The organism is Vicinamibacterales bacterium (genome assembly GCA_036504215.1).
Classification (GTDB): domain Bacteria; phylum Acidobacteriota; class Vicinamibacteria; order Vicinamibacterales; family Fen-181; genus FEN-299.
On sequence record DASXVO010000028.1, the window covers coordinates 158228 to 173944 of the forward strand.

The window sequence follows — 15717 nt, forward strand, 5'->3', positions numbered from 1 at the left end:
GCTGGCCGGCACCCTCAGCACCTGATGCTTACTGTTCCCACGGCAACCCCGCCTTGCCGAAGTGCCCGTAGTTCGTCGTCGTCCTATAGATCGGCTGCAGCAGGTTCAGTTGCTCGATGATCGCAGCCGGACGGAAGTCGATCTTGTCGAGGAACGCGCGGGCAGCCCGCTCGTCGCCGGTTCCGTAGGTCTCGACCTTGGTGGACACCGGTTGCGCCTTGCCGATGGCGTACGCGACCTGCACCTCGGCTCGCTTGGCGATGCCGGCCTTCACGATCTGCCGCGCCACATGACGGCCGAAGTAGGCGCCGCTGCGGTCCACCTTCGACGGGTCCTTGCCGCTGAACGCCCCACCGCCGTGATGCGCCGCGCCGCCGTACGTGTCCACGATGATCTTGCGCCCGGTCACGCCGCAATCGGCCGACGGTCCGCCGATGGCGAAGCAGCCGGTCGGATTCACCAGCACGTCCACTTTCGGCGAGAACCAGTTGCCCAGCACGCGCGGGGCCAGTTCTGTGGCCACGTAGTCGAAGATCGTCTTGTGGTCGGTCTCCGCGGCATGCTGCGTGGATACGAGCACGCACGTTACGCCGACCGGGGTGCCGTTCTCGTACTCCACCGACACCTGCGATTTGGCATCCGGCCGGAGCCACGGGTAGTTGCCACTCCGGCGATCGTCAGCGAGTCCGCGCGTCAGGCGATGCGCCAGCAGGATCGGCAGAGGCATCAACTCGGGCGTCTCGTTCGTCGCGTAGCCGAACATCATGCCCTGGTCGCCCGCGCCCTGCTCCTTGTCGAGCCCGCGACCTTCATCCACACCCTGTGAGATGTTGTCCGATTGCTTCGACAGGAACTGGAGCACCTTGACGCGGTCCGCATGGAACGCCTCGCCGTCATGGAGGTAGCCGATCTCGCGAATGGCCTGCCGCGCGATCGCTTCGTGGTCCACCTTCGCCCTCGACGAGATCTCCCCAGCCAGCACGACCTTGTCGTCCTTGCACATGACCTCGCACGCCACACGGCTGCGCGGATCACCAGCGAGATAGGCGTCGAGGATCGAGTCGGCGATGTAATCGCACACCTTGTCGGGATGACCCTCGGATACGGATTCGGATGTGAGCGTGTGCCTCAGATTCTGCATGGTGCTTCCTCAATAGGTGAATAGAAAACCCAGGCGCGCGGGCTCATCGCCCGAACGCGCCGGGCTGCACGTGACCAGGCACAGTCATGCGGACTCGTCATGCCCTTTCGAGATCGCGGTCAGTCTCGCTCGCGCATGGCTCCAGGCCACCGAGGCCTGGCCGGCTGGGCCACCGTGCGCTCCAGAGGCTGGAGCCGGACGACGGTGTGGCGTACGGGTCATCGAGCCGGGACTCTCGCCGTACTCTTCATGCCGGCAGCCCGAGACAGAGCTGCCAGGCGGCAAAACAAAAGGGCCTCGCGACCGAATCGCGGGCCCTGGCCGCGACTTAGATGGTCAACGTATCCCGTCCAGCCGAAGCTGGTGCGTGGCCCATCAAGTCACGAAATCGCCACGCTCTTCTGACACTATGGCGCCCATGCGACGTCCCTGTCAAGGCGCCAACAGAGCACGCCCTACCTCGGCAGCTCCCGCCACACCGCGCGAAGTTCGTCCACGGTCGCGAATCGCGCGGCCGGTTCACGGTCCAGCGCGCGCTGCAGACACGCGGAGGCCTCGTCGGGCACCGTCGCGCACGCATCCGTGGGACGCGGTGCGCGGCCGCCCAGCATGGCGCCGAGCAATTCCGGCAGCGTTCTCCCGGTGTACGGCAGCATCCCGGTCGCCATCTCGTAGAGCAGGACTCCAATCGTGAAGATGTCCGACCGGACGTCCGCCGCCCGCCCCGTCAGCACCTCGGGCGCAATGTAGGGCATCTCATTGCCGGCCAGCGCGCCGCCCCGCACCGCCTCGTCGCTCAGTGACGCCAGCAACTCCTGCACCTGGCCGATCCCGCCCATCGAGATCATCAGCCGCTCCCCATCCTCATCGGTCGTCATGCGAATGATGCCGGGGTTGAGGCCACAGAGCAGCACGCGACGCTTGTGCAGCGCGGCGGCCGCGTCCATCACCTGCAGCCCGAGCCCATGCACCCGCGGCCACTCGAACGGAGCCTCGGCATCCAGCACCTGCAGCAGGCTCTCGCCCACAATCAGGTCGGTCACGAGATACAACGTACCGTCCTCTTCCCCGAAGTCACGGACCTGGATCACCGACGGATGCGATACCTGCAGTCCCCTCGCCTCTCTCAGGAACCGTTCCCGAACGGCCTCCCAGTCCGGTCGCTGCCCGCGTCTCAGGATCCGGATTGCCACGGGCAGGCCAAGCGCCCGATGTGTCCCGGAGTGGACCTCGCTCCCCAGGCGTCCGCGGTTGATCACCGGTCCGATCTCGTACTTCGCCTCGAGAGCAGAGGGGGGGGGCGTCGACGATCCACCGACCGCCGCGTCCCGGCTCCCGGCCAGGGCCCTCGCGAAGTCCGACATCGTTTGGTGCCGGTCCGCGGGGTCTTTTGCGAGCGCCTCGAGGACCACAGCGTCCAGCCAGGCCGGCACGGCCGGCTGAACCTGGCTTGGCACCGGTGGAGGCTCGCACAGGTGTTTCGTGATGAGGCCCATCGGATTGGCGGACTGGAACGGCGGACGCCCGGTCAGCATCTCGAATACCACCACGCCGAGGCTGTAGATGTCGCAGCGCCCATCCACGTCCAGTCCCTGCACCTGCTCTGGCGAGGCGTAGAGCAGGGTCCCGACGAATTGATCCATCCGCGTCATCCGCGTGTCACCGCCCGCGCGGATGTTGGCGAGACCGAAATCGATGATCTTGAAGACCCGCTGGTCGGAGCCGAACGTGTGCCCGACGATGTTGGCCGGCTTGAGGTCGCGATGCACGATGCCGCTGTCGTGGGCGAGTTGAAGGGCCCCGCACAGCGGTTCGACGATCTCCTGCACGGCAGCCGGGCTCATCGGGCCCAGCGCGGCCAGTTCGTCGGCCAAGCTGCGCCCGTTGAGGTACTCCATGACCAGATACGGCTGCCCGTCCTCGGCAATCGCGAAGTCGAGAATCGTGACGATGTTCGGATGCCGGAGTTGCGCGCACGTGCGGCTCTCGCGCATGAACCGGTCGCGAAGGTCGCCCGCGTCCTGTCCGCCCGCCCGAATCACCTTGATGACGACCTCGTCGCCCAGGAGGACCCGGCGGGCGCGATAGACCTCCCCCATGCCGCCGGCCGCCAGCAGCCCGGTGACCTCATACCGGCCGTCGATGAGGGCGCCTTCGGTGAGCACCGCCGACATTGTCACACAGGTCGGCCGTGTTTGCGCCCCGCCCGGGGACGCGGCGCGTCAATCTCCCGAATCTCTCATTTCCCGCCGAGTAGGTCTCTGAGCTTCTGCCCGAGCGTTTCGATGAATCCGCCGATCGCCCGCTCCACTCGCTGCCTGATCGAGCCGGAGTGGACCGGACACAGACGCGTCGGCGTGTCGTCGCCAGGCTTGAAATACTCGGTGTAGGTCGGACAGCCCTCCACGGGCCGCAGGTACGAAACCCGGCACAGCGCCACCTCTTCCAGGCCGGCTGGAGGATCGAAGGCACGAGGTTCGGGCAGGGCCTTCGCGCTCCGACGCATGAACTCGGCCCAGATGGGAAGCGCGAGTCTGCTGCCATAGGCGTCGGCGCCAATGGATGCCGGTTGATCGAAGCCCACCCAGACGCCAGCAACCACCGCGGTGGAGAACCCGACGAACCAGGCGTCCCGGAAGTCATCGGTCGTGCCGGTCTTCCCTGCCACCGGGAAACCGATCCCCGCCTGTCGGACGCCGGTCGCCGTGCCGCGCGCCACGACGTCCTGCAGCATGGAGACCATCTGGAAGGCCACGTGCTCGGACAGCACGCGCTCCTGCTCGACCTTTGTCGCGAACACCTCGTCTCCCCGTCCATCGACCACCGAGACCAGGCTGCGCGGCTTCACCCGCAGGCCTCCGTTGGCGAACACGGCATACGCGGCGGTCAGGTCGAACGGAGACACGAGGCCCGTTCCGAGCGCCAGCGATGGCACGTCGGGTTGGTCGGGAATCCCCGCGGCCTTCGCGAGCCGGATGATTGGCGTCGACCCGATCTTCTGCTGGAGCGCCACCGCGGCGCGGTTGTTCGACTCGATGAGGGCCGCACGCAGCGACAGTTCATCGGCGCTCTCGAGATGCGCGTTGTGCGGCGCCCATTCCTCGCGCCCGATGGGCGCCATCGCCGCGAGTCCGGTCAGCATCGAGACCGGAGAGGTTCCCTGCGTGAGCGCCGCGGCATAGACGAACGGTTTGAACGCCGAGCCCGGTTGCCGCCGGCTTCGCGTTGCCCGATTGAACGGCGCCTCGCTGAAGCTCCGCCCGCCCACCATCGCGAGCACGTTGCCCGTGCGCGGGTCGATGGCCACGAGCGCCGCTTCGAGATCGTTCGTGCCCAGGCGCCGCAACCCGGCGTCCATCGCCCGCTCGGCGGCATCCTGCACGGACCGAACGACCGTCGTCTGAACGCGCCAGTCAGGCGGGTGATCGCCGCCGAACTGATTGCGGAACTGCTGGCGCAGATAGTCCCGGACGTATCCGGACTGCGCCTGCGCGGCGGGCGAGTAAGGCTGGAACGTCGGGCGGGCGCGCAGCGCCGCCTCCGCGTCAGCCGCCGAGATCATGCCTTCCTCTCGCATCCGCTGCAGCACGGTATGACTGCGGCGAATCGCGCCTTCCGGATTCGACCACGGGGAGAGCGCTGAGGGCGCACGAATGACTCCAGCGATGACGGCCGACTCGGCCAGCGACAGGTCGCGCGCCCGCTTTCCGTACAGCCGCTTCGCGATCGGCTCCACCCCGTAGACACCGCCGCTCAGGTAAATCCGGTTGAGATACAACTCGAGAATCTGATCCTTCGAGAGCTGCTCTTCGATCAGGAGGGCGAGCACTGCCTCCTTGGCCTTCCGACCCCAGGTCCGGTTGTTGGAGAGATAGAGCGTTCTCGCAAGCTGTTGCGTGAGCGTGCTGCCGCCCTCGACGAGTTGCTGGTCACGCACGTCGTGCGACGCCGCGCGAACGAGGCCAACCGGATCGATGCCGAGATGATGGTAGAAGCGATGGTCCTCGACCGCGACGACGGCCTGGCGCAACGACGGGGCAATGGCCGAGAGCGGCACCGGCTCGTGCTGCTCGTCCATCCTGAACCACTGCTGGCCGTCCGCCCACAAGAAAACCGTGTCCCCCGCGCCACGACGCAGTCCATGGATCGCCAGCGCATATCGCACGACCCACACGGACGTCACGGCGGCAGACGCACCGAGCAGAAGGATCAGTCCGAGGGCGAGTCCTTTCCACCACGTCAACGGACGCAGCCAGCGGAACACCGCCTACCCGTCCTTTCGCCTCGCCCGGCGCCGCTCGTCCCTCCACGCCCAGCCGAGCGCAGCGGCGAAGATGACGACGATCAGGCTGAATCCGATCGCTTCGGGAATCTCCCACCCGATGATCCCGGTTTGATGAAGGTACTGGACGACAAGCCGGAAGCCGACCCACGCGATGATGACGAAGGCCCCGTCCACCAGCACGGGATAGCGCTCGACCATCGACAGGAGCTGCCCGACGACCAGACGAATGGCGATGATCCCGAGGACGCCTCCCGTCAGCACCACCCAGAGCTTGGGCGACATCCCGACGGCCACGACAATCGAATCCACGGCAAAGACGATGTCGCTCAACTCCACCCGCACGACGGTTGCCCAGAACGCCGAGAGGCCGAGCCAGGACCGCGCCGGGGGCACTTCTCCCCGATCGTGCATCTCCGATTCACCGAAGAAATGCCGGAACGGCAGGTAGAGCAGGTAGAGTCCGCCGGCCAGCTTCACCAGGCTCAGGCGGATCATGTAGAGCCCGAAGACGAGCGCGAGCGATCGAAAGGCGAATGCCCCGAAGATGCCGTAGCGCAGCGCTTTCTTTCGCTGGTGCTTGGGCAGACCGAGCGCGAGCACGGCGAGCACCATCGCATTGTCGGCGCTCAGCAAGCCCTCGAGGAGGACGAGCAGGAGGATGGTGAGGAAGTCCGACGCTTGGATCGTCACGGGCAGATGGAACTCATGATGGGCTGACGGACGCGACCGGCGAGGTGACGGCGGCGACGCGGACACCCTCAGTATCGCCCGACTGGCGGAAAATGTCGAAGTGGCGAGGCGACGACATTGACACGCGCTGTGTCAATGCCTATATTCGATCTATAGCAAGATCGACCATGAGGATAACCCGAGAGTTCTACTTCATCAGCACGGCGGCCCGCCTGCTGGGGATGCACCCCCAGACGCTCCGGAAGTACGAGCGTCTCGGCCTGGTGCAGCCGACCCGGACGGTGGGCAGCATGCGCATGTATTCGGTCGAGGAACTCGAGCGCCTGCGGTTGATCAAGCACTTGGTGGACGAACTCGGCATCAACCTGGCCGGCGTGCAGCGCCTGTTGTCGGTGGCGGAGGCGGCGCAGCGGATTCGTCAGTTGAGCGTCGAAGATGGCGGCCGGAATGACACCCGCCGTCGGCTCTGGCGCGAGATCGATCGCCTGTGCGAGATCATCGGTCTCGAGCGCGACGACGAAAGCGGTTCCTAGAGGCGCGCCGCAGACCATTTCAGGGCCCGCCTCACTGGAACCAGAAACGCTGTTGGTTGGCCCCGCGAAACGCGGGGCGTCGACGTCTTGAACGGCCGGGCGGACGTCGAGGGAACCTCGCTCATACGCGTCGGCTTTGGCCAGTCAAGACGTCTAGCATCGGGCAGATATGGAATTCAAGGACTACTACCAGACGCTCGGCGTCGCGAAGACGGCTTCCGAGAAGGAAATCAAGCAGGCGTACCGGAAGCTCGCCCGCAAGTTCCACCCTGACGTGAATCCGGGCGACAAGGCCGCGGAGTCGCGCTTCAAGGAGATCAATGAGGCCTACGAGGTCCTCGGCGATCCGGAGAAGCGGAAGAAGTACGACGAGCTCGGCGCGAACTGGCGGCAGTACGAGCAGGCCGGGCAGAACCCCTTCGACCGCACGCAGTGGTCCGGGGGCAGCGCGCCCGAAGGCGGGTATCGAACGATCAACGAAGAGGACCTTCGGGAGATGTTCGGCGGGGAGAACCCGTTCTCGGACTTCTTCCAGGCGTTCTTCAGCGGCGGCGCACGTGCCGGTGGGCGGCGCACCCGGACGTCACGTACCACTCGGGCACGCGCCGGCCGCGACATCGAGGAGGAAATCGAGTTGACGCTCGAGGAGGCGATGCAAGGCGCCACGAGGCGGCTCTCGATCAAGCAGGAGGGACACACGCGGACGGTCGACGTGCGAATCCCGGCCGGCGTCAACGACGGATCGCGCGTTCGTGTCCCCGGCGAAGGCGAGCATGGTGCGGCGGGCGCGCGGGCGGGCGATTTGTACTTGCGAATCCGGCTGCGTCCCGACGCCAGGTTCGAGCGGCGCGGCCGTGATCTGCATACGCAGGTGACGGTGCCCGTGACCACGGCAGTGCTCGGCGGCGAGGCCGACGTGCCGGCGGTCGGCGAGCGCGCGCTGCGCCTGAAGATCCCGGCGACGACGCAGAATGGCCAGGTGTTTCGCCTGAAGGGACACGGCATGCCATCGGTCGGCAAGCCGGGCGACCGCGGTGACCTGTACGCGACGGTGAACGTGGTGCTTCCCCGCTCGCTCAGCCAGGAACAACGGGAGCACTACGAAGCTCTCGCCAAGCTGGAGGTCGGCACGTCATGAACCTCAACAAGTTCACGGAGAAAGCCCAGGAAGCCCTGGTCGGTTCGCAGCAACTGGCCGGGCAGATGAATCACCCGCAGGTGGATCCCGAGCACCTGCTCGCGGTACTCGTCGAACAGCACGAGGGCGTCGTCCCGGAGGTCCTCCGAAAGCTCGGTGTCGATCCGCAGCGTGTCGCGGCTGCCACCCGCGCAGCGCTCGGACGTCGGCCACAGGTCTACGGATCGACGACGCCCGGCCTGTCGGCCCGCCTGACCGCCATCGTCGAGATGGCACAGGCCGAGGCGGACCGCATGAAAGACGAGTTTGTCAGCACCGAGCACCTCCTGCTCGGCCTCGCGTCGGATGGCGCGAAGGACGAAGCGGCGCGCCTCCTGACGCAGCACGGCGTCACAAACGGCCGGGTCCTGGAGGCGCTGACCTCGGTGCGCGGTAATCAGCGCGTCACCGATCAGAACCCGGAGGGCAAGTACCAGGCGCTCGAGCGTTATGGCCGCGACCTCACGGAGTTGGCACGGAAGGGAAAGCTCGACCCGGTGATTGGACGCGACGAGGAAATCCGCCGGGTGATCCAGGTGTTGTCCCGTCGCACGAAGAACAACCCGGTGCTCATCGGCGAGCCCGGCGTCGGCAAGACGGCGATCGTCGAGGGTCTCGCGCAGCGGATCGTTCGCGGCGACGTGCCCGACGGCCTGAAGAACAAGCGAATCGTCGGGCTCGACCTCGGCGCCCTGGTGGCGGGCGCGAAGTACCGCGGCGAGTTCGAGGAGCGCCTGAAGGCCGTCCTGAAGGAGATCACGGACTCTGCCGGCCAGATCGTCCTGTTCATCGACGAGTTGCACACCGTCGTCGGCGCCGGCGCCGCCGAGGGCTCCATCGACGCGTCGAACATGCTGAAGCCGATGCTGGCGCGTGGCGAACTGCACACGATCGGCGCCACGACGATCGACGAATTCCGCAAGTACATCGAGAAGGACGCGGCGCTCGAAAGACGTTTCCAGCCGGTGCTCGTCGGCGAGCCGACGGTCGAAGACACGATCAGCATTCTCCGCGGCCTGCGCGAGCGTTACGAAATCCACCACGGCGTCCGACTCAAGGATTCGGCGCTCGTGTCGGCGGCGGTGCTGTCACACCGGTACATCGCGGATCGTTTCCTGCCCGACAAGGCGATCGACCTGGTGGACGAGGCCGCGTCGAAGCTCCGGATGGAGATCGACTCGATGCCCGTCGAGCTCGACGAAGTCGAGCGGCGGGTGATGCAGCTCGAGATCGAAGCCGAAGCGCTCCGCAAGGAGCACGACAAAGCCTCGGTCGAACGGCTGGGCAAGCTGGAGAAGGAACTGGCCGACTTGAAGGAGGAGCGCACCAGGCTCGCGAGCCATTGGCAGCAGGAGAAGGACGCGATCCAAGAGTCGCGTCACCTGAAGGAGGAGCAGGAACAACTTCGGCACGACATGGAACGAGCCCAGCGCAGCGGCGACTACGCGCGAGCCTCCGAGTTCCAGTACGGGCGGCTCCCGGACGTCGAACGGCGCATCCAGGCTTCCGAGGCGAAGCTCGCGGAACTGCAGCAGCACCAGCGGATGCTGAAGGAAGAAGTGGACGAGGAGGACATCGCGGAGGTGGTGAGCAAGTGGACCAACATCCCGGTGAGCCGCCTCGTGGAAGGGGAGATCCAGAAGCTGATCCACATGGAGGAGCGGTTGCACCAGCGCGTGGTCGGCCAGGATGCCGCCATTGTCGCGGTGGCAAACGCGATCCGCCGCGCGCGCGCCGGGTTGCAGGACCCGAATCGGCCCCTCGGCAGCTTCGTCTTCCTCGGTCCGACGGGCGTCGGGAAGACCGAGCTCGCCCGCGCGCTCGCGGAATTCCTGTTCGACTCCGACCAGGCGATGGTTCGCATCGACATGTCGGAGTATCAGGAGAAGCACACGGTGTCGCGGCTGATGGGCGCCCCCCCCGGATACATCGGCTATGAAGAGGCTGGGCAGCTCACCGAGGCCGTTCGGCGGCGCCCGTACGCCGTGGTCCTGTTCGACGAGATCGAGAAGGCCCACCCCGAGGTTCTCAATGTCCTGCTCCAGCTCCTCGACGACGGGCGGCTGACGGACGGCAAGGGCCGCACGGTGGACTTCAAGAACACGGTGGTCATCATGACCTCGAACCTCGGCAGCCAGTTCATCGCCGAACGGTCGACGCGTGAGGCAACCGAACTCGACGAGGGTACGCGTGGGATGGTGATGGAAGCGCTCCGCACCCACTTCCCGCCGGAGTTCCTGAACCGGATCGACGAGGTCGTCCTCTTCCATCCGCTCGGGCGCGGGCATCTCAGGCAAATCGTGGACATCCAGTTGAGAGGCTTGATGAAGCGCCTCGAGGAACGGAAGATCCATGTCGAGCTGTCCGACGCCGCCACGCAACATCTGGTCGCTGAGGGTTACGATCCGATGTACGGGGCGCGCCCGCTGAAACGGACGCTCCAGCGCCGCCTGCTCGATCCGCTGGCGATGGAGGTGCTCCAGGGCACGTTCGCCGAGGGCGACACGGTTCGGGTGGACGCGGGTCCGGCCGGCCTGACGTTCGTCGGAACCGCCGGACACGCCGGCACAACCGGGAGATAAGATGCCATCCATCAAGAAGCCTCGCATGTCCGATACACGGGGAGGACGATCGGGCGACCGCCGGCCGCTCGGTCCCCGCCCAGTCTCGTCGCTGTGGTACGTCCTCGGGTTCTTCCTCCTGCTCGCGCTGGTGCAGGCCTACCTGTTCATCCCGTCCGGCCGGTCAATTCCATACAGCGAGTTCAAGGCGCTCGTCACCGCGGACAAGGTCGCCGAGGTCACCATCACCGACCAGACGATCCGGGGCCAGCTCAAGTCCGGCAAGGACGATCGGTCGAAGGTGTTCACCACCACGCGCGTCGAAGACCCGAAGCTCGTCGAGGAACTCGGTCAGCACGATGTGAGGTACACGGGCGAGGTGGCGAACCACTGGCTTCCCGATTTGCTCGGCTGGGTTCTCCCGCTGTTATTCATCGTTGGCCTCTCGAGCTTCTTCTTCCGGCGCATGAGCGGCCAGGAGGGCGGGGTGATGTCGTTCGCCCGCAGCCGGGGGAAGATCTACGCGGAGGACGACGTCAAGGTCAGTTTCGCGGATGTCGCGGGCGTCGACGAAGCAGAGGACGAGCTCAAGGAAATCGTCGAGTTCCTCAAGACGCCGAAGAAGTACACGCAACTCGGCGGCCGGATTCCGAAAGGCGTGCTGCTCGTCGGCCCGCCAGGGACCGGCAAGACGCTGCTGGCGCGTGCGGTCGCTGGCGAGGCCAAGGTCCCGTTCTTCAGCCTCAGCGGGTCCGAATTCGTCGAGATGTTCGTCGGCGTCGGTGCCGCCCGCGTTCGCGACCTGTTCCAGCAGGCCGAAGCGAAAGCGCCGTGCATCGTGTTCATCGACGAACTCGACGCGCTCGGCAAGACGCGGGTCCAGAGTCCGCTCGGCAGCCACGAAGAACGGGAACAGACGCTCAACCAACTCCTCGCCGAGATGGACGGCTTCGACTCACGCAAGGGCGTCATCATCATGGGCGCGACGAACCGGCCGGAGGTCCTCGACCCTGCCCTGCTCCGCCCGGGCCGGTTCGATCGTCAGGTCCTCGTGGACAAGCCCGATGTGCGTGGACGGGAGGAGATCCTGCGGATTCATGCACGCGGCGTGAAGACAGCGCCGGAGGTGGACCTGAAGGTCGTCGCCGCCCGGACCGCAGGCTTCGCGGGGGCCGACCTGGCGAATCTCGTGAACGAGTCGGCGCTGCTCGCCGCCCGCAAGAACAAGACCCACGTCGAGATGAGGGATTTCGAGGAGGCGATCGACCGGTTGATCGCGGGTCTCGAGAAACGCCGCGTCATGAGCGACCGCGAACGCGAGATCATCGCCTACCATGAGTCGGGCCACGCGATCGTCGCCACGATGATCCCGGGTCTCGACCCGGTGCACAAGATCTCAATCGTGCAGCGGGGGTTTGGCGCGCTCGGCTACACGATGCAACTGCCGCTCGAGGATCGATACCTCATGACCCGAACCGATCTGCACAGCCAGTTGGCGGTGCTGCTGGCCGGCCGAACGGCCGAGGAGATCGCCCTCGGGGAGATCTCCACCGGCGCGCAGAACGACCTGCAGCGGGCGAGCGACCTCGCACGGGCGATGGTCACCGAGTACGGCATGAGCGAGACGATGGGGGCCGTCAGCTTCGACAGCCACGGCCGCAACCGGTTCCTCGACGTGCAGATGGGCACCGAGCGCGGGAACTTCGGGGAGGAGACCGCCCGACAGATCGACCTCGAAGTCCGTCGAATCGTCGGGGCTGCGCACGAACGCGCGCGGACCGTGTTGACAGAACACCGCGACACACTCGACCGCGTGGCCAAGCGCCTGCTGGAAAAGGAAGTGATCGAGGGGGAGGAACTGCGCGGAATCGTGACCGGCCCGACGAGCGACGAGCCGCCGGTGCCGACGGCGCAGTCGTAACAGGGACGGGCAGAACACCCGTCCCACGAGTCTCCGGCGGGTCCGAAGGCCCGCCGGGCATCACCTGGTGTCCTACCCCATCTTCTGCATGGCGGCCAGGAACTCCGCGTTCGACTTCGTCTTCCCCATCTTGTCGAGCAAGAGTTCCATGGCCTCGACCGGCGAGAGCGGGGTGAGCACCTTGCGCAGCACCCACACGCGGTTGAGATCCTCGCGTGCGATCAGCAGTTCTTCCTTCCGGGTGCCGCTCTTCTGGATGTCGATGGCCGGGAACACGCGCTTGTCCACCAGCTTGCGGTCCAGGTGGATTTCCATGTTGCCCGTGCCCTTGAACTCCTCGAAGATGACGTCATCCATGCGCGAGCCGGTGTCCACCAGCGCCGTCGCGATGATCGTCAGCGAGCCGCCCTCCTCGATGTTGCGCGCGGCCCCGAAGAAGCGCTTCGGTTTCTGCAGCGCGTTCGAATCGAGACCGCCCGACAGCACCTTGCCCGACGGCGGAATGACCGTGTTGTAGGCGCGGGCGAGACGGGTGATCGAGTCCAGCAGGATGAGCACGTCCTTCTTGTGCTCGACGAGGCGCTTCGCCTTCTCGATGACCATCTCGGCCACCTGCACGTGGCGCTGGGCCGGCTCGTCGAACGTCGAAGAGATGACCTCGCCATCCACCGACCGCTGCATGTCGGTGACTTCCTCCGGCCGCTCGTCGATGAGCAGCACGATCAGGTACACCTCGGGGTGGTTCACGGCGACCGACTGCGCGATGCTCTGGAGCAGCATCGTCTTGCCGGTCCGCGGCGGCGCGACGATCAGGCCGCGCTGGCCCTTGCCGATCGGCGTCATGAGATCCATGACGCGGCCCGAGAGGTTGTCCGGCTGCGTTTCGAGCTTGCACTGCTCCTGCGGATAGAGCGGCGTCAGGTTCTCGAAGAACAGCTTGTCGCGCGCCTGGTCCGGCGGCTCGAAATTGACCGCCTCCACCTTGATGAGGGCGAAGTAGCGCTCCCCTTCCTTCGGCGGCCGGATCTGTCCGGAGACGGTGTCGCCGGTCTGCAGATCGAACTTGCGAATCTGGGAGGGAGAAACGTAGATATCGTCGGGGCCGGGCAGGTAGTTGTAGTCGGGCGCCCGCAGGAATCCGAATCCGTCGGGCAGCACTTCGAGCACGCCCTCCGAGAAGATGTATCCGCTCTGCTCGGTCTGTGCCTTCAGGATCTGGAAGATCAGTTCCTGCTTGCGCATCCCGGTCGCGCCGGCGACGTTGAGGTCCTTGGCGATCTGGGTGAGCTTCTGGATGCTCATGTCCTTCAGTTCGCCAATATTGAGTCCCTCACCAGGGCGCCGTGGCTGCGCCTTGGCAGGGTCCTGGGGTTCGACCGCCGGGGACTCAGCCGGCACCGTCTGGCCGTTGGACCCGCGCGCCGACATGGGTTGGCGCTTGTTGTTGCTTGGCATAATGTCTGTGGCTCTACTGAAAATTCAGGTAGGTTTGTAAAACTGGAAACTGGGGCGGATGGCCCCCCGTGGGCCGCCGATGACAGGAGGAGGCTTCGGTCCTTTTAGTATAGGAGGCCGGTTCGGCTCTGTCAACCCACGCGCTCTGGACGTCATCTCAATAGTCGCTCGGACGCTCACCGATGCCGACGATGCTGCACGCGACGACCGGCTCGATGTCGAGCGCCCGCGCTCGCGCCACCACCTCGACGCCGTCCGCTCCCGGGTTGAACCACACCTCGTGGATGCCCTTGGCGGCCATCTCGTCGAGCAACGTCAGGCCGACCGACGGTGAGACGTAGAAGGTCGCCATGTCGATCGCGCCCGGGACGTCCAAGACCGAGGCGTAGGTCTTCAGTCCCTCGACCTCTGGTTCCTTCGGGTTGATGGGCACGACCACGTATCCGCGGTTCAGGAAGGCACGCACCGCCTTGTTGCCGAACTTCCGCCGGTCCGACGACGCCCCGACCACCGCGACGGTCTTTGGCATCCTGTCAGTATAGCCCGTCTCCCCGACCGCCCTACTCGTCCGGCGGGAAGATCTTGCCCGGGTTCAGGATGCCGTGCGGGTCGAACGCCCGCTTCACACGCTTCATGAGCATGATCGACTCGCGCGAGAGTTCGATCCCGAGAAACGGCGACTTGGTGAAGCCGATCCCGTGCTCGCCGCTGATCGACCCCTCGCGGGCGACCACGCCCTCGAAGAGCCGGCGCTGCGCCCTCAGCGCACGAGCCACGGCAGCCTGATCGTCTCCATCCACCATGATGTTCACGTGGATGTTGCCGTCACCGGCATGACCGAAGCACGGGATCGTCAGGTCGAACTCGCGGCGCAGCTCGCCGATCAGCTGAAACAGATCGGGTACCCGGCCCCTCGGCACGACGACGTCCTGGTTGATCTTCATCGTGGCGATGGTCTTGAGGGCCGGCGACAGCTCACGCCTGACGCGCCACAAGTGCTGCCGCTCGTCCTCGCTGGCCGCGCGAAGCACTTCGGTCGCCCCCGCCTCACGGCACGCGGCGGCGACCAGGCGGCTCTCCTCAGCGACCGATTCCGCCATCCCGTCCACTTCGAGCAAAAGGAGGGCACCGGTGCCTGGCGGCGCGAGCGACTCGCCGAGGTAGCGCGCGACGGCCACCAGGCATTCCCCGTCCACCAGTTCGAGCGTCGCGGGGACGACGCGTCGCTGGATCAGATCGTCGACCGCCCCGACCGCCGCCTCGATCGTGTCGAACGTCGCACGCAGCGTGGCGTGTGCCGGCGGCTTGGGTATCAGGCGGAGGACGGCCTGGGTGATGATTGCCAGCGTTCCTTCCGACCCGACGAGCAACTGCGTCAGGTCGTAGCCGACGACGTTCTTGACCGCCTTCGATCCCGTTCTGATGACCTGGCCCGTTGGCAGCACCGCTTCGAGCGCGAGGACGTACCGCTTGGTCGTGCCGTACTTGAAGGCGCGCGGCCCGCCCGCGCACTCGGCGATGTTGCCGCCTATGACGGACTCGTCGAGGCTCGCGGGGTCCGGTGGATAGAAGAGCCCCACCTTCTCCACCTCGGCCTGCAGCCGGCCGGTGATGACGTTGGGCTCGGTCACGACGAGCAGATTGGGCTCGTCGATTTCGAGGATACGATCGAACCGCTCCATCGACAGCAGCACGCCGCCGCGCAGCGGGACGGCGCCGCCGCTGTACCCCGTCCCGCCCCCGCGCACGTAGAGTGGCACGCGACGGGTGTCGCAGGCTTCCGCAATCGCGGCCACCTCGCTGGTCGAGCCCGGCAGGACGACGACGTCGGGCGGATGGATCCGCTTCAGTCCGTCCTGTCCGTACTCGGTGAGCGCCGCCTCGTCGGTTCGGACGAACGCGGCACCCACGATCGGCTCGATTTCGCTGATGAAGGTTGATGGGAGCATCTGTC

At 66.2% G+C, this 15717-nt stretch carries 11 protein-coding genes; 4 read left to right on the forward strand and 7 right to left on the reverse strand.

Going from position 1 to position 15717, the window contains the following annotated elements; translation table 11 throughout:
- Positions 1 to 28: 28 nt before the first annotated feature.
- From metK to VGK32_07190, 4 genes are all read right to left on the reverse strand, one after another.
- Complete coding sequence (gene metK / locus VGK32_07175; protein ID HEY3381531.1) at positions 29 to 1141, reverse strand: methionine adenosyltransferase; 1113 nt, start codon at positions 1139 to 1141, stop codon at positions 29 to 31.
- A gap of 455 nt (positions 1142 to 1596) precedes the next feature.
- The gene (locus tag VGK32_07180) at positions 1597 to 3306 is read right to left on the reverse strand and encodes a serine/threonine-protein kinase (protein HEY3381532.1); all 1710 of its coding nucleotides are present in this window, start codon (positions 3304 to 3306) and stop codon (positions 1597 to 1599) included.
- Between the two features lie 74 nt (positions 3307 to 3380).
- Positions 3381 to 5405 (reverse strand): PBP1A family penicillin-binding protein, encoded by a 2025-nt coding sequence (locus VGK32_07185; GenBank protein ID HEY3381533.1) that lies wholly within the window; start codon positions 5403 to 5405, stop codon positions 3381 to 3383.
- Positions 5406 to 5408: 3 nt separating this feature from the next.
- Entirely contained in the window at positions 5409 to 6116 is a 708-nt protein-coding gene (locus VGK32_07190; GenBank protein HEY3381534.1) for a hypothetical protein, read from the reverse strand.
- 167 nt (positions 6117 to 6283) lie between these two features.
- Between VGK32_07190 and VGK32_07195 the strand changes: the two genes are divergently transcribed.
- The 4 genes from VGK32_07195 (at position 6284) to ftsH (ending at position 12308) form a co-directional block, all read left to right on the forward strand.
- Positions 6284 to 6649: a MerR family transcriptional regulator gene (locus tag VGK32_07195; protein HEY3381535.1), complete on the forward strand. Its 366-nt coding sequence runs from the start codon at positions 6284 to 6286 to the stop codon at positions 6647 to 6649.
- A 169-nt stretch (positions 6650 to 6818) separates the two neighbouring features.
- A complete protein-coding gene (locus VGK32_07200) occupies positions 6819 to 7787 on the forward strand; it encodes a DnaJ C-terminal domain-containing protein (protein HEY3381536.1) in 969 nt (322 codons plus the stop codon).
- Complete coding sequence (clpB, locus tag VGK32_07205; GenBank protein HEY3381537.1) at positions 7784 to 10408, forward strand: ATP-dependent chaperone ClpB; 2625 nt, start codon at positions 7784 to 7786, stop codon at positions 10406 to 10408. Before VGK32_07200 ends, clpB begins: the two co-directional genes overlap by 4 nt.
- Before the next feature lie 25 nt (positions 10409 to 10433).
- The gene (gene ftsH, locus VGK32_07210; protein ID HEY3381538.1) at positions 10434 to 12308 is read left to right on the forward strand and encodes an ATP-dependent zinc metalloprotease FtsH; all 1875 of its coding nucleotides are present in this window, start codon (positions 10434 to 10436) and stop codon (positions 12306 to 12308) included.
- Between the two features lie 72 nt (positions 12309 to 12380).
- Here ftsH and rho read toward each other — a convergent pair whose 3' ends face one another.
- The 3 genes from rho to VGK32_07225 form a co-directional block, all read right to left on the reverse strand.
- Positions 12381 to 13763 (reverse strand): transcription termination factor Rho, encoded by a 1383-nt coding sequence (gene rho / locus VGK32_07215; protein HEY3381539.1) that lies wholly within the window; start codon positions 13761 to 13763, stop codon positions 12381 to 12383.
- A 157-nt stretch (positions 13764 to 13920) separates the two neighbouring features.
- Positions 13921 to 14292, reverse strand: coding sequence for a CoA-binding protein (locus VGK32_07220; GenBank protein HEY3381540.1), 372 nt, complete (start codon positions 14290 to 14292; stop codon positions 13921 to 13923).
- Positions 14293 to 14323: 31 nt separating this feature from the next.
- Entirely contained in the window at positions 14324 to 15712 is a 1389-nt protein-coding gene (locus VGK32_07225) for an FAD-linked oxidase C-terminal domain-containing protein (protein ID HEY3381541.1), read from the reverse strand.
- Positions 15713 to 15717 lie beyond the last annotated feature (5 nt).

Bases quoted from the DNA above. Each gene is read 5' to 3' on its own strand.
- clpB (HEY3381537.1), top strand. From the start codon at position 7,784: ATGAACCTCAACAAGTTCACGGAGAAAGCCCAGGAAGCCCTGGTCGGT.
- VGK32_07195 (HEY3381535.1), top strand. From the start codon at position 6,284: ATGAGGATAACCCGAGAGTTCTACTTCATCAGCACGGCGGCCCGCCTG.
- VGK32_07200 (HEY3381536.1), top strand. From the start codon at position 6,819: ATGGAATTCAAGGACTACTACCAGACGCTCGGCGTCGCGAAGACGGCT.
- VGK32_07225 (HEY3381541.1), bottom strand. From the start codon at position 15,712: ATGCTCCCATCAACCTTCATCAGCGAAATCGAGCCGATCGTGGGTGCC.
- metK (HEY3381531.1), bottom strand. From the start codon at position 1,141: ATGCAGAATCTGAGGCACACGCTCACATCCGAATCCGTATCCGAGGGT.
- rho (HEY3381539.1), bottom strand. From the start codon at position 13,763: ATGCCAAGCAACAACAAGCGCCAACCCATGTCGGCGCGCGGGTCCAAC.
- ftsH (HEY3381538.1), top strand. From the start codon at position 10,434: ATGTCCGATACACGGGGAGGACGATCGGGCGACCGCCGGCCGCTCGGT.
- VGK32_07220 (HEY3381540.1), bottom strand. From the start codon at position 14,292: ATGCCAAAGACCGTCGCGGTGGTCGGGGCGTCGTCGGACCGGCGGAAG.